This window comes from Pseudoflavonifractor intestinihominis (genome assembly GCF_040096055.1).
Taxonomy (GTDB): Bacteria; Bacillota; Clostridia; order Oscillospirales; family Oscillospiraceae; genus Pseudoflavonifractor; species Pseudoflavonifractor intestinihominis.
In genome coordinates this window covers 31,706-56,276 of record NZ_JBBMFK010000026.1, presented here as the reverse complement: position 1 = coordinate 56,276, position 24,571 = coordinate 31,706, and the positions used below count along the sequence as shown (strand labels likewise).

Annotated in this window: 23 protein-coding genes and 1 tRNA gene; 5 read left to right on the top strand and 19 right to left on the bottom strand. The window is 63.9% G+C overall.

What is annotated here, in order from left to right:
• Window positions 1-265: 265 nt before the first annotated feature.
• From WMO64_RS13780 to WMO64_RS13745, 8 genes are all read right to left on the bottom strand, one after another.
• The gene (locus tag WMO64_RS13780) at window positions 266-1,183 is read right to left on the bottom strand and encodes a sensor histidine kinase (protein ID WP_349232330.1); all 918 of its coding nucleotides are present in this window, start codon (window positions 1,181-1,183) and stop codon (window positions 266-268) included.
• A gap of 119 nt (window positions 1,184-1,302) precedes the next feature.
• Complete coding sequence (locus tag WMO64_RS13775) at window positions 1,303-2,052, bottom strand: ABC-2 family transporter permease (RefSeq protein ID WP_349232329.1); 750 nt, start codon at window positions 2,050-2,052, stop codon at window positions 1,303-1,305.
• Between the two features lie 18 nt (window positions 2,053-2,070).
• Entirely contained in the window at window positions 2,071-2,823 is a 753-nt protein-coding gene (locus WMO64_RS13770) for an ABC transporter permease (RefSeq protein WP_294521057.1), read from the bottom strand.
• A complete protein-coding gene (locus tag WMO64_RS13765; protein ID WP_294521060.1) occupies window positions 2,816-3,739 on the bottom strand; it encodes an ABC transporter ATP-binding protein in 924 nt (307 codons plus the stop codon). Before WMO64_RS13765 ends, WMO64_RS13770 begins: the two co-directional genes overlap by 8 nt.
• Window positions 3,740-3,904: 165 nt before the next feature.
• The gene (locus WMO64_RS13760; protein ID WP_294521063.1) at window positions 3,905-4,609 is read right to left on the bottom strand and encodes a response regulator transcription factor; all 705 of its coding nucleotides are present in this window, start codon (window positions 4,607-4,609) and stop codon (window positions 3,905-3,907) included.
• Window positions 4,610-4,637: 28 nt separating this feature from the next.
• Window positions 4,638-6,404, bottom strand: a complete 1,767-nt coding sequence (locus tag WMO64_RS13755) for an Rqc2 family fibronectin-binding protein (protein ID WP_349232328.1) — start codon at window positions 6,402-6,404, stop codon at window positions 4,638-4,640.
• Window positions 6,405-6,408: 4 nt separating this feature from the next.
• Window positions 6,409-6,807 (bottom strand): Mini-ribonuclease 3, encoded by a 399-nt coding sequence (locus WMO64_RS13750; protein ID WP_294521069.1) that lies wholly within the window; start codon window positions 6,805-6,807, stop codon window positions 6,409-6,411.
• 156 nt (window positions 6,808-6,963) lie between these two features.
• The gene (locus tag WMO64_RS13745) at window positions 6,964-7,548 is read right to left on the bottom strand and encodes a hypothetical protein (RefSeq protein ID WP_349232327.1); all 585 of its coding nucleotides are present in this window, start codon (window positions 7,546-7,548) and stop codon (window positions 6,964-6,966) included.
• 185 nt (window positions 7,549-7,733) lie between these two features.
• On the opposite strand from WMO64_RS13745, the gene WMO64_RS13740 reads away from it, so the two are divergent.
• From WMO64_RS13740 to WMO64_RS13730, 3 genes are all read left to right on the top strand, one after another.
• On the top strand, window positions 7,734-8,396 hold the full coding sequence (locus WMO64_RS13740) for a hypothetical protein (protein ID WP_349232326.1): 663 nt from the start codon (window positions 7,734-7,736) through the stop codon (window positions 8,394-8,396).
• Between the two features lie 240 nt (window positions 8,397-8,636).
• Entirely contained in the window at window positions 8,637-9,965 is a 1,329-nt protein-coding gene (locus WMO64_RS13735) for an HD-GYP domain-containing protein (RefSeq protein ID WP_294521079.1), read from the top strand.
• Window positions 9,959-10,519, top strand: a complete 561-nt coding sequence (locus WMO64_RS13730; RefSeq protein ID WP_349232325.1) for a DUF5317 domain-containing protein — start codon at window positions 9,959-9,961, stop codon at window positions 10,517-10,519. Before WMO64_RS13735 ends, WMO64_RS13730 begins: the two co-directional genes overlap by 7 nt.
• Before the next feature lie 88 nt (window positions 10,520-10,607).
• Here WMO64_RS13730 and WMO64_RS13725 read toward each other — a convergent pair whose 3' ends face one another.
• Window positions 10,608-11,048 carry a GNAT family N-acetyltransferase gene (locus WMO64_RS13725; RefSeq protein ID WP_349232324.1) on the bottom strand — a complete coding sequence of 147 codons (441 nt, stop codon included), beginning with the start codon at window positions 11,046-11,048 and terminating at the stop codon, window positions 10,608-10,610.
• Between the two features lie 222 nt (window positions 11,049-11,270).
• Window positions 11,271-11,362 (bottom strand) — tRNA-Ser (locus WMO64_RS13720).
• Window positions 11,363-11,605: 243 nt separating this feature from the next.
• Between WMO64_RS13720 and WMO64_RS13715 the strand changes: the two genes are divergently transcribed.
• Together WMO64_RS13715 and WMO64_RS13710 are read left to right on the top strand one after the other, a co-directional pair.
• Window positions 11,606-12,187 carry a hydrolase gene (locus WMO64_RS13715; protein WP_349232323.1) on the top strand — a complete coding sequence of 194 codons (582 nt, stop codon included), beginning with the start codon at window positions 11,606-11,608 and terminating at the stop codon, window positions 12,185-12,187.
• Window positions 12,188-12,406: 219 nt separating this feature from the next.
• Window positions 12,407-14,143, top strand: coding sequence for a CvpA family protein (locus WMO64_RS13710; RefSeq protein ID WP_349232322.1), 1,737 nt, complete (start codon window positions 12,407-12,409; stop codon window positions 14,141-14,143).
• Between the two features lie 68 nt (window positions 14,144-14,211).
• Here the strand turns inward: WMO64_RS13710 and rsfS are convergent, their stop codons facing one another.
• The 9 genes from rsfS to smc form a co-directional block, all read right to left on the bottom strand.
• Entirely contained in the window at window positions 14,212-14,574 is a 363-nt protein-coding gene (gene rsfS / locus WMO64_RS13705; RefSeq protein ID WP_294521085.1) for a ribosome silencing factor, read from the bottom strand.
• Between the two features lie 43 nt (window positions 14,575-14,617).
• The gene (locus tag WMO64_RS13700) at window positions 14,618-16,402 is read right to left on the bottom strand and encodes an LCP family protein (protein ID WP_349232321.1); all 1,785 of its coding nucleotides are present in this window, start codon (window positions 16,400-16,402) and stop codon (window positions 14,618-14,620) included.
• Between the two features lie 70 nt (window positions 16,403-16,472).
• On the bottom strand, window positions 16,473-17,693 hold the full coding sequence (yqeK, locus tag WMO64_RS13695; protein ID WP_294521091.1) for a bis(5'-nucleosyl)-tetraphosphatase (symmetrical) YqeK: 1,221 nt from the start codon (window positions 17,691-17,693) through the stop codon (window positions 16,473-16,475).
• Window positions 17,694-17,734: 41 nt separating this feature from the next.
• A complete protein-coding gene (gene yhbY / locus WMO64_RS13690) occupies window positions 17,735-18,064 on the bottom strand; it encodes a ribosome assembly RNA-binding protein YhbY (RefSeq protein ID WP_294521093.1) in 330 nt (109 codons plus the stop codon).
• A gap of 70 nt (window positions 18,065-18,134) precedes the next feature.
• A complete protein-coding gene (locus tag WMO64_RS13685; RefSeq protein WP_006575091.1) occupies window positions 18,135-18,734 on the bottom strand; it encodes an XTP/dITP diphosphatase in 600 nt (199 codons plus the stop codon).
• A 4-nt stretch (window positions 18,735-18,738) separates the two neighbouring features.
• Window positions 18,739-19,455: a ribonuclease PH gene (rph, locus tag WMO64_RS13680; RefSeq protein ID WP_349232320.1), complete on the bottom strand. Its 717-nt coding sequence runs from the start codon at window positions 19,453-19,455 to the stop codon at window positions 18,739-18,741.
• Between the two features lie 51 nt (window positions 19,456-19,506).
• Window positions 19,507-19,674 (bottom strand): hypothetical protein, encoded by a 168-nt coding sequence (locus tag WMO64_RS13675; RefSeq protein ID WP_294521118.1) that lies wholly within the window; start codon window positions 19,672-19,674, stop codon window positions 19,507-19,509.
• 22 nt (window positions 19,675-19,696) lie between these two features.
• A complete protein-coding gene (gene ftsY / locus WMO64_RS13670) occupies window positions 19,697-20,596 on the bottom strand; it encodes a signal recognition particle-docking protein FtsY (RefSeq protein ID WP_349232319.1) in 900 nt (299 codons plus the stop codon).
• Window positions 20,597-20,667: 71 nt separating this feature from the next.
• On the bottom strand, window positions 20,668-24,246 hold the full coding sequence (smc, locus tag WMO64_RS13665; RefSeq protein WP_349232318.1) for a chromosome segregation protein SMC: 3,579 nt from the start codon (window positions 24,244-24,246) through the stop codon (window positions 20,668-20,670).
• Window positions 24,247-24,571: the final 325 nt, after the last annotated feature.

The following is a 24,571-nucleotide window of genomic DNA, read 5'->3' as shown; positions in this document are numbered from 1 at the left end:
ACGGGCAATCTTGGGCGCATCCACTTCCAGCAGCGTCACGCTGGGATTCAGCACTTCCTTGCGTACAATCTTTGCCATTCTGTTCTCCACCTTTCAAGGAGTCAGCATACCAAACTTTTTGTTAGGCTAACCCGTTTACCGCAAGGATAACATGTTCATTTTCGGATGTCAATATACTTTACCACTGTAAAGCAGCCTCGCCCCGCGACAGGAAGCGCCATAAAAATACACCCGCCGGATCATGATCCGGCGGGTGCTGCGGGGCTCAGCGGTCCCCGGCGGTCTTCCAGAAAACCCGGATGACGAACTCCGGCCCCTCCAGAGAGGCCTCCGTCCGGCAGCCCATCTGCTCCGCCAGGGCCTTCACAATGGCCAGGCCCAGGCCCGCGTTGTGGCTGGTGCGGTTCTTGTCCGAGGTGAAGGACCGGTCGAACACATGGGGCACGTCCTCCTCCGTCAGGCCCCCCGCCCCGTTGGAGAAGGCGCTGACCACGGTATCCCCCGCCCGGTACAGCCGGATGGACAGGGTGCCCACCCCGTGCTCCAGGGCGTTGCGGATCAGGTTGGTGAACACCCGGAGCACGGCGGCAGCATCTCCCCACACCAGAGGAAGCCCTTCCGCCAGGTCCACCGACACGTCCAGCCCGGAGGCCGTCAGGTCGTTGTAAAAGCCCGCCACCAGCTCGCTGAGGATGGCGTACAGGTCCACCCGCTCCCGGGCGATGGGGTACTCGCCCCCGTCCAGCCGGGACAGGTCGTAAAAGCTGCCGATGAGGCTCTGGAGGGCACGGGCACGGCCCTCGATGATGCTCAGGTACTCCTCCCGCTCGCCCGGGGTCAGGCCGTCCCCCTCCAGAAGCTGGAGGTAGCCGATGATGGAGGTGAGCGGCGTGCGCAGGTCGTGGGACACATTGGCGATCTGCTGCCGGAGCGCCTTCTCCCGGCGGCAGTAGTCCGCCTCCTCCGCCTGGCGCAGCTCCAGCAGGCCGTTGACGGCAGAGATGAGCTGCTCCGCCGAGGAGTTGGGGGCCGCCATGAGGATACGGGCGCTGCTGCCCGTCTTCTCCCGCTCCCGCAGCTGCCCGGCGGCGGAGCGGAGGGCGCGCTCCACCGCGTAGACCCGGATGCCCAGACCCACGCACAGCGCCCCCAGTACGATGAGGGCCAGAATCAGCAGAGGCATCTTTTCCGCTCCCTTCTCCCTGGTAAATCAGCCCCGTACAACGGGGCAAAGCCGCCGGGGGCCCGCTGCCACGGGCGCCTCCCGGCGGTCTTGTCTCTCCCCAACCGGCGGGGAGACTGTCATCGCACTTCCGTCCGGCGGAACACCCACAGGCCCACGGCTGTGCTGCCCAGCAGCCAGCCCAGGCCGATGGCCCAGTTCCCGGCCATCATCCGCCAGGTCAGGTCGCCCTGGTACTGCCAGAAGGGGGCCGTCAGCAGCACCGACCGCACCAGCCGGGCGGGGGCGGCAATGGCCTCCGAGTTGATCATGGTCAGGATGGCGGTCATGGGCTCTCCCAGCAGGAGCAGGTAGGCCGCCAGACAGGCCGCCAGTACCTCGTTCTTCAGGGCCAGGAACAGGGCGTGGGTCACCCCCAGCGCCCCTACCCACAAAGGGAAGGAGGCCGCCGCCACATAGCCCAGAATGGCCAGGGACACCTGGGTCTCCTCCGGGGTGCCATGGTCCGTGAACAGCCAGGACAGGCCCAGAAAGCCCCCCAGCACCAGGGCGCACAGCATAACCGCCAGGAGAAAGGCCGCAATCAGCTTGCCCAGGTAGATCCGGCTCCGGGGGATGCCGAACTCCACCTCGTTTTTCAGGCTGCCCGTCCGGTGCACGCCGGACACCACCACTACATCCATAATGGCGGCCATGAAGAGCCCTATCGGCATGGTGGTCGACAGCAGCCCCACCATATTGGGGAAGGTGAACGGCCCCACCCACATGGAGGCGAAGGTGAGGGCAAGGGCCAGCAGAATGCCGGACACCAGGTAGACCGCCATATGGTGGGCGGCCCGGTACAGCTCCGCCTTGATATAGTTGAGCACAGGGCCGCCCCCTTTTTGTCAGTTGATCTCCCGCTTCCGGAAGAGAATGAGCCCCACCAGGGTGGTGACCACAAACCACCCGGCGCCGATGGCCCAGCTCCGGCCCAGCAGGCCCATGTCCCAGGGCGCATAGGGCGCCATCTCCAGGGACGTGGTCAGCATGCACACATACACATACTCAAACACCGGACTCACCAGGGTAATCAGCAGCTTCACAATCTGGGGCAGCGCCGCGATCACACCGACCACGATGAACGAGGCCACCGTGGTGCTCCTGAACAGGAAATAGAGCATGAGCACCAGGGCCTGGGTCCCCAGCCACAGGGGCAGGGCGTTCAGAACACAGTAGCCGATGAGGCTTATGGTATCGGCCGTCCCCGTACCGTGGGGCAGCACCACCCAGCACATGCCCACGTAGGCGCACAGGATAATGGCGCACAGCACCAGGGCGGTGATACAGGACACGATCAGCTTGCCCAGGTAGATGCGGGCTCTGGGCAGGCCGTAGGACACCTCGTTTTTCAGGGTGTTGAACTTGTACTGGTCGGAGTAGACCATGTCGCCGGTGAGGACCGTACAGTACAGACCCACCCCCATCATAAGGGCCAGGACACCGGCGCCGGAGGAGAAGTCCACATCGTTGCCGTTGGCGTTGGTAAAGGCCCAGCCCGCCACCAGCAGGGCCTCCAGGAGGAGGATCACCAGCAGGAAGCCGTAGGTATACTTGCGGTGGAGCACCTTATAGAACTCAGCGCGCATGTACTTAACCATGGCGGACACCCCCGATCAGGGACAGGAAGTAGTCCTCCAGGTTGGCGCCCTTCTGCTCGATGGAGCGCAGGGCCACGCCGCTCTCCACCAGCAGCTGGGTCACCCGGGCGGGCTCGTCCAGGTGGCAGTACAGGCGGATGACGTTGTCGGGCAGGACCTCGTAGTCCCGGGCGCCCAGGCCCTGCTCCAGGGCGCGGGCCGCCGCCGGGGCGCTGTCCACCGCCAGCTCCAGACAGGCCCGGCACTTCTCCTTCAGGGCCTTGGCGGAGATCTGCTCCAGCATACGGCCGTTGTCAATGAAGCCGTAGTGGGTGGCCAGGTTCTCCAGTTCGGAGAGGATGTGGCTGGAGATGAGGATGGTGGTCTCCCGCTCCCGGTTCAGATCCAGCAGCAGGTTGCGCAGCTCCACGATGCCCTCCGGGTCCAGGCCGTTGATGGGCTCGTCCAGCAGCAGGAGGTCGGGCCGGTCCATCAGGGCCAGGGCCAGCCCCAGCCGCTGCTTCATGCCCAGGGAAAAGGTCTTGAACTTCTTCCCGCCCGCCTTCTTCAGGTCCACCAGCCTGAGCACCTCGTCCACACAGTTCTTGCCGGGGATGCCACGCTGGATGCGGTAGTACTCCAGGTTCTCCTTGGCGGTGAGGTAGGGATAGAAGCTGGGGTTCTCCACCATGGCGCCGGTGCGGGCGCGCATTTTGCCCAGCTCACCCGGCTCGGTGGCCCCGAAGAGGGCGATCTCTCCCTCGGTGGGCACGGTCTGGGCCGTGATCATGCGGATGATGGTGGTCTTGCCCGCGCCGTTGCGGCCCACCAGGCCGTAGATCTGCCCCTTCTCGATGTTCAGATTTACATTGTTCACCACGGTGGCCGGACCGTATTTCTTGGTCAGGTTCCGGGTGACCAGAACGCTCTCTGCCATTGCGGCATCAACCTCTCTTTCGCGGAGGGGCGGAGCGCCGTCCCTCCTGGATTGTGATGCCAGTATAACGGCAAGTCAACAATTCGCCTTTAAGCAAAAGTGAAGAAAGGATAAAGTAGGCCCCTGGGCTTTGGCTGTCGCTCCGGTCCATGGTCGGCCGGGGACCTACGCCTGCGCTTCTTCGTTCATCTTGAAGCCGATGCCCCACACCGTCTTGATATACTCAGTGGGCGAGGCCTTGGCCAGCTTGGCGCGGAGGTTGGAGATATGGACGTTGACGGTGTTGTCGTCCCCGAAGTACTCCCCGCCCCACACCTGCTCGTAGAGCTGCTCCCGGGTGAACACCTTCTTGGGGTAGGACATCAGCAGGGCCAGGATCTCGAACTCCCGGGCGGTGACCGCCACGTCCTTCCCCGCCGCCGTGACGGTGATGCTGTCCTTGTCCAGGGTCAGGTCCCCCCAGGTGAGCACGTTCTTTCCCCCGCCCGCAGGAGAGGAGAACTGCCGGTACCGCCGCAGCTGGGCCTCCACCCGGGCCAGCACCTCGGCATTGTCAAAGGGCTTGGGGATGAAGTCGTCCGCCCCCAGCTTGAGCACGTTCACCCGGCTCTCCAGCCCCGCCTTGGCCGACAGGACGATGATGGGCATGGTCCTGCTCTTGCGCAGCTCGGCGATGAACTCCTCGCCGGTGAGCCCGGGCAGCATCAGGTCCAGCAGGATCAGATCGTAGTCGTACTGCCCGGCCCAGAGCATGGCCTCGCTGCCCGAAAAGGCGGGACGGCAGCAGTACCCGCCTCCCTCCAGAATCTTGCAGAGGAGACGGTTGATATCCTGGTCGTCCTCCACCACGAGAATGTTGTAGCGCTCCATGGCTGTTCCCCTTTCGCGGCGTTCTGTTTTACTTTACTCTCAGCTTCTCTGCCAGCGTCTCGTCCGGGTCCACGTAGGCGGTCTGGTAGGTGGTGTACACCACCATGCCCGGCCGGGCCCCGGCGGGCTTCTTCACGTACTTCACCGGCGTGTAGTCCACGGGCACCTTCTTGCCGTCCCGGCCCTGGGAGAACCAGGCCGCCAGCATGGCCGCCTCGGTCAGGCTCTGTGCGTCCACCGGCCCGCCCTCGGCCCAGAGAATGACATGGGAGCCGTGGATTTTCTGGGTGTGGAGCCAGATGTCGCTCTTATAGGCCATCTTGGTGGTAAGCTGATCGTTCTGGGCGTTGTTCTTGCCCACGGAGATCCGCAGTCCTGTGGAGGAGCGGAACTCCATGGGCCTGCCCGACACCCGCTTCTCCCGCTTGGCGGCCTTGTTCTGCCGGCGGAGGTACCCGGTGTCAGTCAGCTCCTGGCGGATCTCCTGGAGGTCCCGCTCGCCCTCGGCCAGGGTGATGTTCTCCAGCACGCTGTTGAGGTACTCCAGCTCCCCCTCGCCCCGGGCGATCTGCTCGGTGAGCACCCGCTCGGCGGTCTTAGCCTTGTTGTACTCCTTATAATATTTAGCCGCGTTCTGCTGGGGCGTCAGCAGCGGGTCCAGGGGTATCTCAGCCTCCCGGCACTCCGGGTCGTAGAAATTCACCGCCCGCAGCATCCCCATGCCCTTCTCCATGGCGTGGAGGTTGGAGGTGATGATGTCCCCCCACTCCCGCAGCCGCTCCCGGTCCCGGGTGGCCTCCAGCTCACGGCGCTGGTTGTTCAGCTTGCGGGCGGTGCGGTCCCGGGCGTTGGTCACCGACTTCACCAGGTCCTGGCCCTTCTGCTTCACCCGCTCGGCGCTCTCCCGGTCGGCGTAGAACTTGTCCAGCATCTGGCCAAAAGACTCCATCCGCCGCAGCTCCACGGTCATGCCGTACTGGAGGATGGGCAGGAAAGAGAAGTCGGTGGGCTTGCCCTCCTTGAGGATCATATAAGGTGTAAAATCTTTATCCTTTACAGCGTTTACAAAGGCGTTCATCCGCTCCAGCAGGCGTTTCTTCCCCTTCTCCCCCAGCTGGCAGAAGCGGACGGCGGAATCCCCGGCGGCCTGGAAGGCCAGCTCCCGGCAGATCAGCGGGGAGAGGCCGTTGAAGGTGTCCAGCAGCCACTTGTCCACCGCCCCCTCTTCGGGCGCGGCGGCAATCAGCCCCTCCAGCTCCCCCTCTTCCAGGGTCAGCGGATTGCGCTTGTCCTGGGGCACGGGCGGATGGTAGAACAGACCGGGCAGCAGCTGCCGCTTGCCCGCGGCCAGGTCCCCCTCCACCCGGCGGACGCAGTCGGTGATGCGCCCCTCGCTGTCCAGCAGGATCAGGTTGGCCGAACGGCCCATCAGCTCCAGCACCAGGCGGCGCTCCACCCGGTCCCCCAGCTCGTCCAGGCACTCCAGCTTGAACTCCACCAGCCGCTCCACCGGGGGCTGGGTGATGTCCAGAATCCGGGCGCCGGTCAGATGCTTGCGCAGGAGCATGCAGAACATGGGGGGCGTGTCCGGGTTTTCCCGGGTAATCCGGGTCAGCTGCACCCGGGGGTGGTTGGGGCTGGCGGACAGGAGCAGCTTCACGTTCTCCCGGCTCCCCCGCACTGCCATCACGATCTCATCCCGGACAGGCTGATAAATCTTGTCGATCTTGCCGCCCAGCACGGCGGCCTTCAGCTCCTCCGCCACGGCGGAGAGGCAAATCGCGTCCAAGGGCATGGGCTTACTCCTCCATCATGATCTCAAAGAGCTGGTTGATCCGCTCGGTCCGGCCCTGGAGATAGAGCCAGCCAAACAGGGCCTCCAGAGCGGTGGCGGTCTGGTAGTCCGCCCGGCTGGCCGCCTTGGGCACCGAGTGGGGGCTGGTGTTGCGCCCACGGCGGAACACGTCCCCCTCCTCCTCGGTGAGCAGGGGGATGATCTTCTCCGCCGCCGCCGCCTGGGCGGGGGCGGCCACATAGTGCACTGTGGCCTTGTGGAGACCCTTGTTGGTGGCCTTGCCGTGGAGGCACAGCCAGGAACGCACCATCAACTCAAATACGCCGTCCCCCAGATGGGCCAGGCCCAGGGTGCTGATGGCCCGGATATCGTCGGGCGCGGCGTTCAGATGAAAATAATCCATGGTATCCTACCTCTGTCTCTTGTGTATGCGCCGGTAAGCGGGCGCCAGCCGGCGGTTGGTTCAACAGGCATTATTATACAGCACTGGGGCCCGGGTTACAACCGCCCGGGCTGTTACAGGCCAGTTTACCACACAATTGCCGCCGGAACAAGGAGATCACCGCCCCTTTTTCTCCCCTCCGGGCTTCTCCGGCAGCCGGGGACAGCCCTTGCCGGTGAAGTGGAACACCGCGTAGCCCCGGCCCTCCACCCGCTCGGCCGACGCAAAGCAGAACAGGGGCGTCATTGGAAACGGGCCCCCCGGCTCCCAGGGCAGGGCCAGCACAAAGCCCTCCCCCTCCCGCCGGGTCAGGCCGCCCTTCAGGGGTGCGGCGCACTCCCTCAGCAGCCGCTCCCCCATGAGCCGGGCGGGATGATCCTCCCTGGTCCACCCCTGAGGCGGCCGCTCCCCGCCCCCCCTCTCCCGGCCAAAGGCATAGGCCAGCCGGACCTCCGCCCCGGAGGGCGGCCACAGTCCCCGGCGGCGCAGCTGGTCCACAGGGATGGTCCGGCGCAGACAGAGCGCGCCGTTTTCGGGAATCAACGTCCCCAGCAGCAGGCTGTCCCCCTTTCCCAGCAGATGCAGCTTGTAGAGTCCCGCGCCGTCATCCGCCGCCCGGGCGGAGATGACCGCCTGAAGCCCCTCCTCCCGTATACGCACCATGCCATCCGGCTTTTTCAGCCCAATCCGTATCTCCTCCACCCGCGCCGCCCCCTCTCCTCTTGCATTGTATGCAGGAGATTGGTCTATTTTACCAGCGCCATTTTCCCCGAAAATCCGGCAAGTCCCTTGCGTCTTTTTGTCGAACTCTGTATAATAAGTGCGATGTTTCGGCCACATTGAAATATCTATTTTTTGCCTTTTAAATTATCTCCTGGGAGGCCCACATGGCACAGACTGTCCTTTCTTCTGACACCGCCCCGTGGAAGGAGCTGACGGAACAGCTCCCCGGCGTACTCAGCGTGGAATTTGTCACTGACGGCGCCGCGGTCCGGGAGGTCCACGTCCTCTCCGACCAGTCCCGCTCCCCCAAGCAGATCGTGCGGGACATCCAGTCCGCCCTGCTGGCCCGGTTCCGGCTGGAGCTGGACCACCGGATCATCAGCGTGGCCCAGATCCCCTGCCGCCCCGCCGTGGTACAGCGGCGGCTGATCTGCGACAGGCTGGAGCTCTCCTCCGGGCGCAGCGGCGTGGATGTGACCGTCTCCCTGCGGATCGGCGATGTGTGCCACTGGGGCACCGCCCACTCAGACCTCTCCTCCGCCAGCCGGAGCCGGGCCATCGCCCAGGCCACCACCGACGCCATCAACCAGTTCCTCACCGCCGGGTGCCGGTTCTGTCTGGATGAACTGCGTCAGGTCCCCATCGGCAGCCAGATCGCCGCCCTGGTGGGGCTGCGGCTGGAGCAGGCCGGAAAGACCGAGGCCCTACTGGGCGCCTGCTACCTGGGCGAGGACCCCAACTTCTCCGTGGCCCTGGCCACCCTGGACGGCGTCAACCGCCGCATCCTCACCCTGGCCTTTGCCCGCGAGGAGGGCGCCCCAAGTTAAACTCTTTGTTAGCGAAGCGGATATGGCCTGTCTCTAGCGAATGACAGAGTACCACTGTCAAGGAGGCTGTATTCGATGAATAAGGCGAAGCTGCTCGTTGCGCTCACTTCCCTTGTTTCCCTGGTCCTGGCCGGCGGTGCGTTCTTCACCCTCCGCTGACCCGTACCACCCCGGGGCGCCGGCCGGACGCCGGCCCCCGGGGGCTCCATTTTCCAATTTTCGCCGTAGGGAGGATCGCTTATGCGTCCTGTTTCAAAGGCCTATCTGGCCTGTGTGGGCTGCCTGGGCACCGCCGCTCTCGTCTGGTCCGGCTGGTCCTTTTTTGTCCGGCAGTCCTCCCAGTGGAATTCGGATACCCTCTGGACCCTGCTGCTCCTGCTGTTCCTCAGCTGGATCTGCTGCTGCCTGCCGCTGTACATCCGGGACGACTGCACGGTGGACCTGTCCTTTATCAGCATCCTCGCCTCCACCCTGCTGCTGGGCCCCGAGGCCGCCGTGCTGGTCAGCGCCATCTCCTTCCCCTTCGTGGTGGTCTCCACCCCGGACGGAAAACACCACCAGCACCTCTTCAACACCTCGCCCCTCAAGACCTTCTTCAATATCGGCGACCACGCCCTGTCCTACTGGGTGGGCGGACTGTTCTACTACCTGGCCGGCGGTGTGCCGGGGGACATCTCTCTCCCCGGCGTGCTGCTGCCCGCCCTGCTCTTCATCCTGGCCGCCATGGTCTTCAACGCCGTGGTCATACTCCTCTTCTACATGCTGGAGCACCACGCCCCCTTCTACCCCACCATCTTTCAGATGTTTCTGGGGCTGCTGCCCAGCGTGGCCTGCTCCTCCTCCATCGGGTACTTTCTCTCCATGCTGCTGATGATGCGGGCCGGCGGCTGGCTGGCCCTGCTGTTCATGCTTCCCCTGCTGCTGGCCCGCTACTCCTTCAAGCTCTGCCTCTCCTTCCAGCGGCAGCAGCACAGCATGGTGGAGGCCCTCACCGCCGCGCTGGAGGCCAAGGACACCTACACCAAGGGCCACTCCAGCCGGGTCAGCGCCTACGCCTGCCGCATCGCCCAGGAGATGAAGCTGCCCGCCAAGCGGATCGAGCGGCTGCGCACCGGCGCCCTGTTCCACGACCTGGGCAAGATCGGCATCCCCGACTCCATCCTGCAAAAGCCCGGCCCCCTCACCCCTGAAGAGCGTACGGTGATCCAGACCCACCCCCTGCGGGGCGTGGGCATCCTGGAGAACATGGACGCCTATAAGGACATTCTGATCTTTGTCCGCAGCCACCACGAGCGCTACGACGGCGGCGGCTACCCCGACGGCACCGCCGGGGACGCCCTCCCCCTGGAGGTCTACATTCTGGGCGCCGCCGACTCCTATGACGCCATCACCAGCGCCCGGCCCTACTGCACCGCCCGTACCCCCCGGGATGCGGGATGCATCCTCCGGGCCGAGGCGGGAAAGCAGTTCCACCCCGCGGTGGCCCTGGTCACCGCCGCCCTGGCCGAGTCGGGAGAGCTCACCCGCTGCATCCAGGCCCTGGAGCAGACGGGAGGCGGCCCATGCTGATCCTGGCCGTGCTGCTCGCCCTGGCGCTGGGCTGGTGCACCGGCGGGCGGCTGATTCGCTATGTGGAGACCCCCCTCTACCTGCTGCCCCTGCCCATCCTGGCCCTGCTGATGCAGCGGGCCCTGGGCCTGCTCCCGGCGGAGCACTACCTTCCCTGGGCCGCAGTGCTCCTTCTGATGTCCTACGCTATGATCTTCCTCTTCCTGTGGCGCAACCGCAGGCTCAAACGCACCGCCGCCCTGGCGGGGCTGGGCAGCCTGTGCAATCTGGCGGTCATCGCCGCCAACGGCTGGCGGATGCCCGTATCCGCCGCCGCAGCCGGGCTGCTCTCCCCTGACGGTCTGGCCCAGCTCGCCGCCGGAGCCGTGCCCATGTACGCCCTGGAGGACAGCGGCACCCGGCTCCGCTTCCTGGGCGACGTGATCTACTGCCCCGTCCCCCTGATCGGCGGCTTCGCCAGTATTGGGGACGTCCTGCTGGCCGCCGGCGTGTTCTTTCTCCTGCTGGCCATCATGAAACCGATAAAACTGCCCCGCTGGATGGTCCTGGGCTGACCGTCCGCGGGGTTTTCTCCCTTCTTGGATGATACAAACAAAACCCGCAGCCGTTACAGCTGCGGGTTTTCTGGCGTAAGACATAGCTTTACAGCAGAATCTGCAATTCTACCGAGCCATGATTCATAACCCCAGTCGGGTGAAAGCCTAACTTTTCATAAATATTCCAGGCGATCCTATTTTCTTCGGCGCAGTCCAGATTGAGCGCGTGATATTTTCCGCTTGCCCTGGCCTGCTCGATCACAAGCCGCACTGCCTGTGTACCATAGCCTCTTCCTTCATACTCCACGGAGATCATAATTCTCCACAGAATCAGGTTGCCCGCTTCCCTGTCCTCCTCCAGCAAAAGGAATCCCACCGGGATGTCATCCTCATAAATCGCAAAGGGGAATACATCGCCGTCGTTCCGGTAAAGCCACGCCTGGGCCAGCGAGACGCTGTTGGAGGCGACAAACTTCTCCCCCTCCGGGCGCTTCATATGAATGACCGCATCAAAATTTTCTTCTGTTATCTCTTCAAAATGAATCATAACATCCTCCTAAACCGCTTGCTCTGCTTCCTATGTTCAGACGGCATCTTTTCCCCGGGCCACTGCCTTGCTCAGGTCTAAAGCACAACCATTGGCACCATGGCTGTGACGTATATTCACAAACACATGCTGATTTTTATTACGGCATATTTTAATCCAGAAGGCTTATACAAAATAAGAACCGCAGTATCGATGAAGTTCATCAATACTGCGGTTCTTATCTGGCGGAGTAGGAGGGATTCGAACCCTCGGGCCGCTTTTGACGGCCACACGATTTCCAGTCGTGCTCGTTATGACCACTTCGATACTACTCCATCTCGGTGCTCATTCAGTCTTTCGTTTTCTGTTGACCGAAGCAACGTTGATTATTATAACCACTTGAGTTCAATTTGTCAATAGGTATTTTTTATTTTTTTCGAGTGTTTTCACGCGCCCCTTTCTGCCGCCCTTTTTCTCCGCTTTCCCACTCTGTCCCGCCCTTGACCGGGCCGCCGGACTGCGCTAAAATGAGCCTGCTATCCCATTCCCTTATTCTGCCGAAAAGGAGCGCTGCCGCTATGGAACTCAACCGCCAGCAGGCACTAGACCTGCTTAAAACCTACAACAAGGAGCCCTTTCACCTCCGCCACGCCCTGACCGTGGAGGCCGTCATGGGCTGGTTCGCCCAGGAGCTGGGCTACGGCGATCAGGCGGACTTCTGGGCCACCGTGGGTCTGCTCCACGACCTGGACTTTGAGCAGTGGCCCGATGAGCACTGCGTCAAGGTGCGGGAGCTGATGGAGGCCCAGGGCCTGGACAGCGCCCTCATCCACGCCGTGGTCAGCCACGGCTGGGGCATGACCGGCACCGACGTCCAGCCCGAGCACCAGATGGAAAAAGTCCTCTTCGCCGTGGACGAGCTCACCGGCCTCATCGGCGCCGCCGCCCTCATGCGCCCCTCCAAGAGCGTACAGGACATGGAGCTGTCCAGCCTGCGGAAGAAGTTCAAGGACAAGAAGTTCGCCGCCGGCTGCTCCCGGGACACCATCTCCCAGGGCGCCCAGCTGCTGGGCTGGGAGCTCAACGACCTGCTGGACCGCACCCTTCAGGCCATGAAGGCCTGCGAGGGGGACATCGAGCGGGAAGCCGCCGCCCTCTGAGCCGCCGTCCATCCGCAGGAGGCGTCCCTTTTCCCGGGACGCCTCCTGTTTTTTTCTCCTTCCCCGGCGGACGCATGTCCCCTTTGGGCGTTTTTACGGAATTTTAATCTTCCGCTTCGGGCTGTTATGTTGCTTTCGCCCCCGGTCTGGGCTATACTAAGGGAGCCGGGTAAGCCGCGCGGCCTGCGCCGCGCACACTGAGAAAAGGAGAATCTTACATTGAATCAGAAGAAACCGAAGAGCGGGAAGAAGCTCCACGCTCCCAAAAGCAAATTGGGCAAAGTGCTGCTCAACCTTGTGATCACCGCGGTCATCGGCTTTGTCTACTTCTACATTGCCCTCCCTGCCCTCAACTTCCAGTCCGAGGACTTCTACACCTTCGTGGGCCTGCTGTGCGTGGTGTACATCGTGTGCGCCTTTATCACCGGCGGCTTCCACCTGGAGGGCTCCGTGGTGACCACCGCCTCGGGAAATGTCAAAACCGTCCAGGGCGGTAAGCTGAAGGAGTACTTCCGCTTCATCAAGAAGCAGTGCCTGCCCATCGGCATCCTGCTGGGCCTGCTGATCGTGGTGGCCCTGGTGGGCCAGGTCATCTCCCTGCCCATCTTCCGCGCCGCCTCCTACCGGGAGCTGCTGGACGTGCAGGAGGGCGACTTTGTCACCGATGTGAAGGAGATCTCCTTTAGTGAGATCCCCATGCTGGACGAGGACTCCGCCCGCTACCTGAGCACCACCCAGATGGGCACCATCCCCGACATGGCCAGCCAGTTCGAGGTGACCTACGACTCCACTCAGATCAACTACCAGGGCCGCCCCGTCCGGGTGGCGCCTCTGGAGTACGCCGACCTCATCAAGTGGTTCACCAACCGCGCCGAGGGCCTGCCCGCCTACATCGTGGTGGACATGGTGACCCAGGAGGTGCAGGTGGTCCGTCTGGACGAGGGCCAGGGCATGAAGTACTCCCCCTCCGAGCCCCTCAACCGCAACGTATACCGACACCTCCGCTTCAACTACCCCACCTATATGTTCGCCGAGCCCTCCTTTGAGATCGACGAGGAGGGCAATCCCTGGTGGATCTGCCCCCGGGTGGTCAAGACCATCGGCCTGTTCGGCGGCACCGACATCAAGGGCGCGGTGCTGATGAACGCGGTCACCGGCGAGTGCCAGTACTATGAGGACGTGCCCCAGTGGGTGGACCGGGTATACCTGGCCTCCCTCATCATGCAGCAGTACGACTACTACGGCACCCTGATCCACGGCTTCATCAACTCCATCTTCGGCCAGAAGGACGTGCGCGTCACCACCGAGGGCTACAACTATATCGCCATGAACGACGACGTGTACATGTACACCGGCGTCACCTCCGCCACCAGCGACCAGTCCAACCTGGGCTTCCTGCTGTGCAACCAGCGGACCAAGGAGACCAAGTTCTACACCGTCCCCGGCGCCACCGAGCAGTCCGCCCAGGCCTCCGCCGAGGGCATGGTCCAGGACCAGGGCTACAAGGCCACCTTCCCCCTGCTCCTCAACGTGGCCGACCAGCCCACCTACTTCATCGCCCTGAAGGACAACCGCCAGCTGGTAAAGCAGTACGCCATGGTCAACGTGGGCCAGTTCACCGTGGTGGGCATCGGCGACACCGTGGCCTCCTGCGAACAGAACTACCTGGAGCAGATGGCCGCCAAGGGCATCGCCGTGGACCAGGGCAGCCGGCTGGAGACCGACGTGTCCGGCGTCATCGCAGATATCCGCTCGGCGGTCATTGACGGCAACACCTACTACTACTTCTCCCTGGAGGACGAGGACGTCTACTACTCCATCCCCGCCAAGGACAACGACGTGGCGGTCATCCTCAATCCCGGCGACCGCGTCACCATCAACCACGCCCCCGTGGCCGAGGGCGAGACGCCCGACATCGTGGAGGGCTACACCATCACCCTGGACCGCAGAGGGTGAGCCCGGTTCCCATGAAAAAACAGCCCCCGCCTTTGAAAAGGCGGGGGCTGTTTTCTGCTGTCTGACACTCAGTTCTTGGTCAGCACGCCGGTCAGGTCCACAGGCGTGGCGTCCGACCAGAGGCGCTCCAGGTCGTAGAACTTGCGGGCGTCCTCCATGAACACGTGCACCACCACGGAGGAGAAATCCAGCAGGACCCAGGTGCCGCCCCGGTGGCCCTCCACGTGGTGGGGCAGCTCGCCGGTGGCCTCCTTCATGGCCTTCTCACACTCGTCGGAGAGGGCGCGGACCTGGGTGGTGGAGGTGGCGGTACAGATGACGAAATAGTCCGCCAGGGTGGTCAGGTGGCCGGTCTCCAGCACCTTGATGTCGATTCCCTTCTTGCTGTCCAGGGCCTTGGCCAGGACGATCGCGGTTTCCTTGGGTGTCATAGTTGATAAACCCCTTTCTCAGTTGGGTTGAATGGCTGTTCCGTTACGCCGCGGGGGCGGTCTCAGCGGGGACCTCGGGCGTATAGATGGGGATGCCCTCGGGCGGCTGCTCCGCCACGGTGCCGCCCTCAGAGGGGGCGGTGCTGGGCGTCTCCGACGCGCTGGGGCTGGGAGAGGGCTCCGTGCTCTCCACCGGCTGGGACTCGCTGGGCGAGGTGGTGGGGGGCACGCTCTCACTGGGACTGGTGGAGGGCGTCACGCTGGGAGACGTGCTGGGCGCGGTGCTCTCGCTGGGGGAGGGGCTGGGGGTGGTGCTGGGAGACGTGCTGGGAGACTCCGACGTGCTGGGAGACTCCGACGCGCTGGGAGACTCCGACGCGCTGGGAGACTCCGACGCGCTGGGGCTGGGAGAAGTGCTGGCGGACGGCGTGGAGCTGGAAGAGCCGGAACCGGAAGAACCGGAACTGGAACTAGAGCTGGAGGAGCTGGAACCCTTACCCTTCACCCAGCTGTTGTACTTGGTGTCCTCCAGCACGCCGCCGGTGCAGCCCAGAGTGCCGTCCGAGTTGACATACATGATGTCCAGCTCGTCCTCCCGCAGGTCGTCCACGTAGGGATTGAAGTACTCGTTGACCGTATCCACCAGCTCGTCCACGTCGGGCGCCACATAGGAGGGGTGGTTGTTGTAGGTCCGGCTCCACACGCCGTCGGCGGACACCCAGGGCATGGTGAGGAAGGTCACGCTGGACATGTCCAGCTTCTGGCCGCCGCTGTTGCCGAAGACGGCCTGCTGGGCAAACCAGGCCAGGTTACCCACGGACAGCTCGGTGGTCACGTTCTCAAAGAAGATCTGGGCGATACCGGTGATGGTCTTCACGTCGGTGATCTTCTGGAGGCACTGCTCAATGGCCGCCTTCAGAAATTCCTGCTGGGTCTCGATACGGCCCAGGTCGCCGTTGGCGTAGCCCGAGTTGAGAATATGGCCGCTGTCGTCGCTGTTGTGGCGCCAGCGCAGCAGCTGCATGGCCTTGTCGCCGTCGATAAGCTGATAGCCCTCCTGAAGGTCGATCTTGAAGTTCTGGGACAGGTCGTTGTAGTACATCCGGCGGGGCACGTCAAAGTACACGCCGCCCACGGCGTCCACCAGCTTGCCCACGGCCTCCCACTCCACCACAAAGGTGTAGTCCGGGATGAAGCCCACCAGCTGGCTGACCTCCTCCTTCAGGGCGTCCATGCCCTCGTCGCCGCCGCCGTACATATTATAGACGGAGTTGATCTTCTTGATGTCCCAGGACACGTTTACCAGAGTATCCCGGGGGATGTTCATGACGGACAGCTTCTGGTTGGGGATGTCGTAGGCCACCAGCATGATGGTGTCCGTGTTGCCGCCGCCGTAGGTGTCACGGCCCACCACCAGGAAGGTATAGAAGTCCTCCTTCCGGTCGCTGGACAGGCCGTCGGGCCGGGTGGTGCTGGCGCCGCCCTCATCCTGTGCCTCCGTACCGCTGGGCTCCTTGGAGCCCCGGCTGGGCTGGGTCACCTGGGCCGGCTTCTGGATGAAGACGGCCAGGGCGATGCCGATGACCACGATGATGGCCGCCAGCACCGTGACGCCGATAAACACGCCGTGGAGCACCTTCTGCTTGGTGGTGCGCTGGGGCTTGGGCTTCTTGGGCTTTGTGGCCTTCTGGCCGGCCTGCGCGTCCTTGTCCGTAAACTCCGGTTTCTTGGTGGGGACCGTCTCCTTCTCCGGCGCAGCTTCCGCCTTCTTGGAAGACGGCTTTAAAAGTCGGGCGCCGCCCTTTCTGTGATTCTGCTCAGGATTCATTGGTTCGTAGTTCCTTTCCCGCGCGCCGCCTCACCGGCGGCTGTGTCTGTACATTCTCTCTGTTTTGGATTCAGGAAGGATCCCGGGGCCCATGCTCCAGTATCCAATTCAGAGCCTCCATGGTGTTGTGGTGGACGGGGACGCCCCGCTCCTTCAGATCCTCCACGCTCATCTCCAGACCCAGGCGGAGCGCAGCGTCCAAATCCCGATGGGTCAGCTCCCGCAGCTCCTCCACGCCGGGAAAGTCCCGGGTGGGCTCCATGTAGTCGGCCAGGTAGAGCACCTTCTCCAGGGTGGACATATCGGCCTTGCCGGTAGTGTGCCAGAAGATGGCCCAGTATATGTCGTCCGGTGCGCCGTACACGTCCCGCGCGATGGCGGCGCCCGTCTTGGAGTGGAGCAGCTTCACCGATTTCTGCTCTAAATCGTCCAATACAATACCATATTGCCGGCACAATTGCAACTGTTCTTCCATATTCAGATATTTCGTACAGTCGTGCAGAATGGCGGCGCGGCGGGCTTTCTCCACATCGGCCCCCCAGCGCTCCGCCAGCTCCACCGCCGTCTGCTCGGTGCCCTTGACGTGGGGGATGCGCTTGGCCCGGATCATGCTGTAGGACGCGCAGCGCAGCTCGGCGTCGTTCAGATGCTTCAGGTCAGGGTGCTCGCCGTACAGGCCGTGGCGCAGGATATAGCCGTACACCGGCGGCCACAGCCGGTCGCCCCCCTGTCCATCCTCCAGCAATTCCCGCATCTGGGTGGAGGAGAGGTCCGTGATTCTGGGCAGCTCCACCAGCTGCACCCGGGCCTGGTAGGTCTTGGACAGATAGTCGGCCTGCTTGCGCAGCATCTCGCCGCTGTCCGACTCGGTGCGGGCAAAGGCCGCGATGCCCGCCAGGGACATGATCTCCTCCGGCTCGTACCAGTTCTGGATGGTGAGGAACATGTCCGTCCCCATCAGCAGCCAGAACTCATCCTCCGGAAAGCGGCGGCGCAGCTCCTCCAGGGTGTCCGCCGTGTAGCTCTTCCCCGTCCGGCGCAGCTCGATGTCCAGGGCCTCCACGTCCCCGCGGCGGCCCATGCTCTCCCCCAGGCCGTCCGCCATCAGGGCCGTCATGGCCAGACGGTGCTCCGCCCCCGCGCCGTCCGCGGGCAGCTCCTTGTGAGGCGGCAGGGCCGCGGGAATGAAAAACAACTTGTCCAGCCCCAGCACGGCCATGGCCGCCTGCGCCGCCGCCATGTGGCCCAGGTGGGGAGGGTTAAAGGTGCCGCCATAGATACCGATTTTCAAGTGAGCCAGCTCCTTTCACGCAATCTTTTGCTGAATGTCTGTCACACCACCGGCTTTTTCCGGCTGTCCTTCACCAGAACGATCTTGTCCTTCTTGTCCTTTTTATGACTTGGACGATACAGGACGAATTTTGTTCCGATCACCTGCACAACTTCGCTCCGGGTGGCCGCGGCCAGCTCCTCGGCCGCCTCCCGGGCGGTGAACATGGAGTTCTCCAGAACCTTGCCCTTGATGAGCTCCCGGGCCTCCAGTGCGTCGTCGGCCTGCTTGACCAGATTCTCTCCCAGGCCGTCCTTGCCCACATGGACAATGGTGTCGATGCTGTTGGCCAGGCTCCTGAGCTGGGCGCGCTGCTTGCTTGTCAAATCCATAGGTCTTTTGGCGGGACGTCCCCGCCGCCTCCTTATATAATAGATTATTCAAACGGCCTTTCCCGGCCGCTTAAAGCTGATGGTCCCGGCGGTACTCCGCCAGTTTGTCCTTGAAAATCGCCAGCGCGTTGCCCCGGTGGGAGATGGCGTTCTTCTCCTCGGGCAGCAGCTCGGCAAAGGTCTTTTTCAGGCCGGGCACAAAGAAGATGGGGTCGTACCCAAAGCCGTCCGCCCCCTTGGGCGCGTAGGCCAGGGTGCCCTGGCACTCGCCCCGGGCGGTCACCGTGTCCCCATTGGGAAAGCAGCAGCAGATGGCCGACACGAATTTGCACCGGCGGTCCAGCTGGCCCCGCATGTTCTCCAGCAGCAGTTTGTAGCGGCCCACGTCGTCCAGGCCGGGACCGCCGTACCGGGCGGAGTACACCCCGGGGGCGCCGTTGAGGGCGTCCACGCACAGGCCGGAGTCGTCGGCAATGGCGGGCAGGCCGGTGGCCTCCATGACCGCTTTCGCCTTCAGAAGGGCGTTCTCCTCAAAGGTAGTGCCCGTCTCCTCCACGTCCACATCGGCCCCCACGTCGGACTCCAGGACCACCTCCACCCCCTGGGCGGACAGGATGTCCTGCATCTCCTTGAGCTTGTGATTGTTCTTGCTGGCCAATACCATCTTCATGGGCTCAACCTCCCAGGGCGGCCTTCTGGACCGCCTGCACTTCCCGGATGCCCTTGGCGCACAGCTCCACCAGGGCCCGCTGCTCCTCCAGGGTGAAGGCCCGGCCCTCGCCGGTGCCCTGGAGCTCCACCAGCTCGCCCTCGCCGGTCATGACACAGTTCAGGTCCACCTGGGCGGAGGAGTCCTCCTCATAGCACAGGTCCAGCAGCAGCTGGTCGTCCACGATGCCGGCGGAGATGGCGGCCACGCAGGTCTTGAGGGGCATGGCCTCCAGGGTCCCCTCCTCCACCAGCTTGTGCAGCGCCAGACTCAGGGCCACAAAGCCGCCGGTGACGCTGGCGGTACGGGTGCCGCCGTCCCCCTGGAGCACGTCGCAGTCCACGGTGATGGTGCGGGGCCCCAGGGCCTTCATGTCCACCGCCGCCCGGAGGGACCGGCCCACCAGCCGCTGGATCTCAGCGGACCGGGCCGACAGCTTCAGCTTGGCGATGTCCCGCTTGCTCCGCTCCCGGTTGGCCCGGGGCAGCATGGAGTACTCGGCGGTGACCCACCCCTCCCCTTCCGGGACGTGAGGGGGCACCCGGTCCTCCACCGAGGCGGTGCAGAGTACGTGGGTATTGCCGCAGCGGATGAGGCAGGAGCCCTCCGCAAATTTGTTGATGTCGGGGATGATCTCGATGGGCCGCAGCTGATCGTTGGCCCGTCCGTCAATTCTTGCCACTGATGATATACCTCCAAACCGGATACCGTCCTCTGGGGACGTCCTTTTTCTCTAATGTTCCCGCAGGCCCAAAATTTCAAGCAGCAGGCCGGCGGATATCAGCAGCAGGGCCATGGCGGCCGCCCAGATACCGGTCCCCGCGATCTCCCCGGCCTCCATCAGAACGGTCAGCAGCACGCCCCATACCACGCAGGCGCCGCCCATTACCAGCTTTTTCATCGGTTTCCTTCCTTATTATAGATCAGATCAGCGCGCGGACAAAGCTCTCCGCCTCAAAGGGCATCAGGTCGTCGATACCCTCGCCCACGCCCACGTACTTCACCGGCACCTGGAGGGCATCGGCAATGGCGATGACGATGCCGCCCTTGGCGGAGCCGTCCAGCTTGGTGAGCACAATGCCGGTGATGCCCGCGGCCTCCATGAACTGCCTGGCCTGGATGAGGCCGTTCTGACCGGTGGTGGCGTCCAGCACCAGCAGGGTTTCGGTCCGGCTGCCGGGCAGCTCCCGGTCGATGACCCGGCCGATCTTGTTCAGCTCGTTCATCAGGTTCTGCTTGTTGTGGAGCCGGCCGGCGGTGTCCACCAGCACCACGTCGGTCTTGCGGGCCTTGGCGGCCTGCATGGCGTCAAACACCACGGCGGCGGGGTCGGCCCCCTCGTGCTGGCGGACCAGCTCCACCCCGGACCGCTGGGACCAGATCTCCAGCTGATCGGCGGCGGCGGCGCGGAAGGTGTCGGCGGCGGCCAGCAGCACCTTCCGCCCCTCCCCCTTCAGCCGGGCGCCCAGCTTGCCGATGGTGGTGGTCTTGCCCACGCCGTTGACGCCGATGACCAGAATCACAGAGGGAGAGGCGCTCAGGTTCAGGGCGCTGTCGCCCACGTTCAGCATGTCGGTCAGCACCCGGCGCAGACACTCCCGGGCCCCCTCCGCATCCCTGATCTTCTCCGTCTTCACCCGGCGGCGCAGCTCGGCCACCGCCTTGATGGTGGTGTCCATGCCCATGTCCCCCAGGATCAGGGTCTCCTCCAGTTCGTCGTAGAAGTTGTCGTCCAGCTCACCGGCAAACAGGCTGTCCAGCGAGTGGCCGATGTTCTCCTTGGTGCGGGTCAGGCCCGCCTTGATCTTGTCAAAAAAGCCCATGTGGTCTCGGTTCCTTTCGTTCTTCCTTATTTTCAGTATTCCGCGCCTCACCGGCGCTGAAACACCTCAGCTCACTTGATATTCAGTTCTCTCTCCACGTCGTTCAGGTTGATGGTCAGGATGCGGCTCACACCTTGTTCTTGCATGGTGACGCCGTAGAGCACGTCGGCTTCCTCCATGGTGCCCCGCCGGTGGGTGATGACGATGAACTGGGTCCTGTCGCTCATCTGCCGCAGGTAGTGGGCAAAGCGGACCACGTTGGCGTCGTCCAGGGCGGCCTCGATCTCGTCCATCACGCAGAAGGGGGTGGGGCTCACCTTCAGGATGGCGAAGTAGAGGGCAATGGCCACAAAGGCCTTCTCGCCGCCGGAGAGCAGGGAGATGATCTTCAGGGCCTTGCCCGGGGGCTGGACCCTGATCTCAATGCCGCAGTTGAGGATGTCGTCCGGGTCCTCCAGCTCCAGCGCCGCCCGGCCGCCGCCGAACAGGGCCTGGAAGGTCTCCCCGAAGGCCTGGTTGATAATGGAAAACCGGTTGGAGAAGATGCTCTTCATCTCGGCGGTGATGTCCGCGATGATACCCTCCAGTTCCTTCTTGGACTTCTGCACGTCGTCCCGCTGGTCCTTCAGGTAGGTGTACCGCTCGTTGATGCGCTGGAACTCGTCGATGGCGTCCAGGTTGATGTTGCCCAGGCCGGAGATGGACTTCTTCAGCTCCCCGATGCGGCGCTGGGCCTTGGGCACGCTCTCCAGCTCCACCCGCTGCTGGCGGGCGGCCTCGTGGGAGAGCTCGTAGGTCTCCCACAGCTTGTCCAGAATGCCCTTCTCCTCCATGGAGCTGGACAGCTTCTTCTGCTCCAGCACGGACACCTCCCGCTCCATGGCCAGCAGCTCGGTGTTCTTGTCCCGGCTCTCCCGGTCGGCCTGGTTCCGCTGGCCCTCCAGGGCCAGCTTCTCGCTGTTGAGCCGCTGGATGTCCTGGTTCCGGCCCTGGTTCTCCTCCCGGATGGTCTGGAGCTGCCGCTCCTGGTCCAGGATCTGGGCGTTCAGGTCGTCGTTCTTTGCCTTCAGGTCGGCGATCATCCTGGCCCGCTGCTCCCGGTCTCCCGCCATGTCCCGGCGCAGGTCCTCCAGCTCCTCCAGGGCCTTCTGGGAGGCCTCCTGTTCGGCCTCCAGACCGGCCAGCTTCATGTTCAGCCCGGCGATCTGCTCGCCGATGGCGCTCACCTGCTCCTGCAGGCGGCTCTGGCCCTCGGCCTTGGCGTCCGCCTCCGTCCGCAGGGCCGCGGCGGAGCCCTCCAGGGCCTCGATGCGGCTCCGGGCCGCGGCGGTATCCGCCTCGGTCTGGGCGGCCCGCTGCTCCAGCTGCTTCAGCTCCGCCCGCTGGCTCTCCTGCTGGCGGCGCAGCTCGGCCAGCTGGGTCGCATAGTGGCCGCAGCGCTCCTCCAGCTTCAGGATGGTGTCCTCATGGGTGCGCTGCTGGGCCTGGGCGGTCTCCACCTCGTACTGGGCCACAGCAGCCTCACGTCTGGCCTCGTCCAGGGTCTTGGCCGCCTGGGCCAGAGCGTCCTGCACGCCGGTCAGCTGGGTATTCAGCCGCTCCAGCTCGTTGGCCCGGCTGAGGATGCCCGCCGAACGGGAGGCCGAGCCGCCGGTCATGGAGCCGCCGGGGTTGAGCAACTGCCCGTCCAGGGTGACGATGCGGAAGCGGTAGCTGTACTTCCGGGCCATGGCGATGGCCCGGTCCATGTCCTCCGCGATGACCACCCGGCCCAGCAGGTTGGAAAATACCTTCTCATAGGCGGGCTCGAACCGGACCAGCCGGTCGGCCATGCCCACAAAGCCCGGCTCCCTCTCCACGGAGCGGTCCCGGAACTCGGAGGGCCGGATGGAGGTCAGGGGCAGGAAGGTACAGCGCCCGCCGTCCCGCCGCTTCAGGCACTGGATGGCGGCCTTGCCCGCCTCCTCCGAGTCCACCACAATATTCTGCATGGCGGCTCCCAGGGCGATCTCAATGGCCACGGTGTACTGGTCCTCCACGTGGAGCAGCCCGGCCACCGGCCCGTGAATCCCCCGCAGCTGGCCCCGCTGGGCCTCCCCCATGACCACCTTGATGGCCTTGGAGTAGCCCTCGTAGGCCTTCTCCATGTCCCGGAGCATGTGGATGCGGGATTTGACGGCGTTCTCCTCCATCTGGAGCTTCACGTGCCGGTCCTGGGTCTCCTTGGCCTTCCGGCTGCGGGACTCCAGACGCAGCGCATAGCCGCTGATGACGTTCTTCAGCGCGTCCCGGTCCTCCCGGGCCTGCTCCAGCTCGGCCCGGGCCGCCTTCTCCTCCGCCTGGACGGCGGTCAGCCGCTCTTCGGCGGCGGAGAGCTCCTGCCGCACCGCCTCGTCCCGGTCCATCAGCTCCTGGGCGGCGGCGGCCAGCGCGGACAGCAGCGCCTTGGCCTCAGAGGCGGAGGCGCTCTCCACCGCCTCCTTCTGCCGCAGGGCCTCCATCTCGGCGGCCAGGGTGCCGGCGCTCCGCACCGCCTCCTCGGACTGGTTCTGATAGTCCGCCAGAGACGCCCGCAGGGCGTCCGCTTCCTCTATAATAGAACGGATACGGCTCCGGCGCTCCTCAATCTGGGCGCCGATGCTGTCGTCCCGCCCCTCCTGGGCGGCCAGCTCCTCCTGAAGGCGGCCGCTGTTCTCCAGGTTGTTCTGGATGTTGGCCTTGAGCACGGCGATGGCGTTGTCGCACAGGTTGGCGTCCGCCTCCCGCTGCATCATCTCAAAGCGGATGTGCTCGGCCTCCACGTCCTTCTCCCGCATCTGGGCGGCATAGCCCTCGGCTGCGGCGTACAGCACCTCCAGCTGGCGCTGGGCCTCGTCCTTCTGGCGGACGGCGTTCTCGTAGTCGTTCAGGGTCTTGATGGCCGCGGCCCGGATCTTCTCCAGCTGGTCCAGCCAGACCGAGATCTCCAGCCCGCGCAGCTCATCCCGCAGCAGCAGGTATTTCCGCGCCTTCTCCGACTGGGCCCGCAGCGGCTCCACCTGGAGCTCCAGCTCGTCCAGCTTGTCGTTGATGCGGACCAGGTTCTCGTCGGTACGGGTGAGCTTGTGCTCCGCCTCCTCCTTGCGGTGGCGGTAGCGGGAGATGCCCGCCGCCTCCTCAAAGATCTCCCGGCGGTCGCCCGACTTGACCGACAGGATCTCGTCGATCTTGCCCTGGCCGATGATGGAGTAGCCCTCCCGGCCCAGACCGGTGTCCATGAAGAGCTCGTTGACGTCCTTCAGGCGGACGCTGCGGCGGTTGATGTAGTACTCGCTCTCCCCCGAGCGGTAGTACCGCCGGGTGACCATGACCTCGCTCTCCTCCAGGTCAAAGAAGTGCTCGGAATTATCCAGCACCAGGGACACCTCGGCAAAGCCCAGCTGCTTGCGCTTGGCCGTGCCGCCGAAAATAACGTCCTCCATCTTGCCGCCCCGGAGGGCGCGGGTGGACTGCTCCCCCATGACCCAGCGGATGGCGTCGGAGATATTGGACTTGCCGCTGCCGTTGGGTCCCACGATGGCGGTGATGTCCTCCCCAAAGGTGAGCACCGTCTTGTCCGGAAAGGACTTGAAGCCCTGAATTTCGAGTGCTTTTAAGTACAAATCTGGCACCTCACATCTGCGTTTTTGGTGCAATGCGTTTGAATACTATATTATATCAAGTTCCGCCCCTATTTGCAAACGCTTTTGCGCTCTCCCGGCCGCCTTCCGGAAAGCCGGTTTGGACAGACATCCACGCTTTTTGTACAGTTGACCATTTTACACTAATTTTACATGGCCTTTTTCACTTTTTGTTGTGCAAAATGTCATGCTCTCTAGTTGAATGTAACCGGAATTCCCTGTAGAATGGATACGTGAGGAAACTTATTTTGTTTTTATGTAACCGTTCGGGAGGTGATGCGCCAGCGGTACCAGGCAACAAATCTTGATTGTGCGG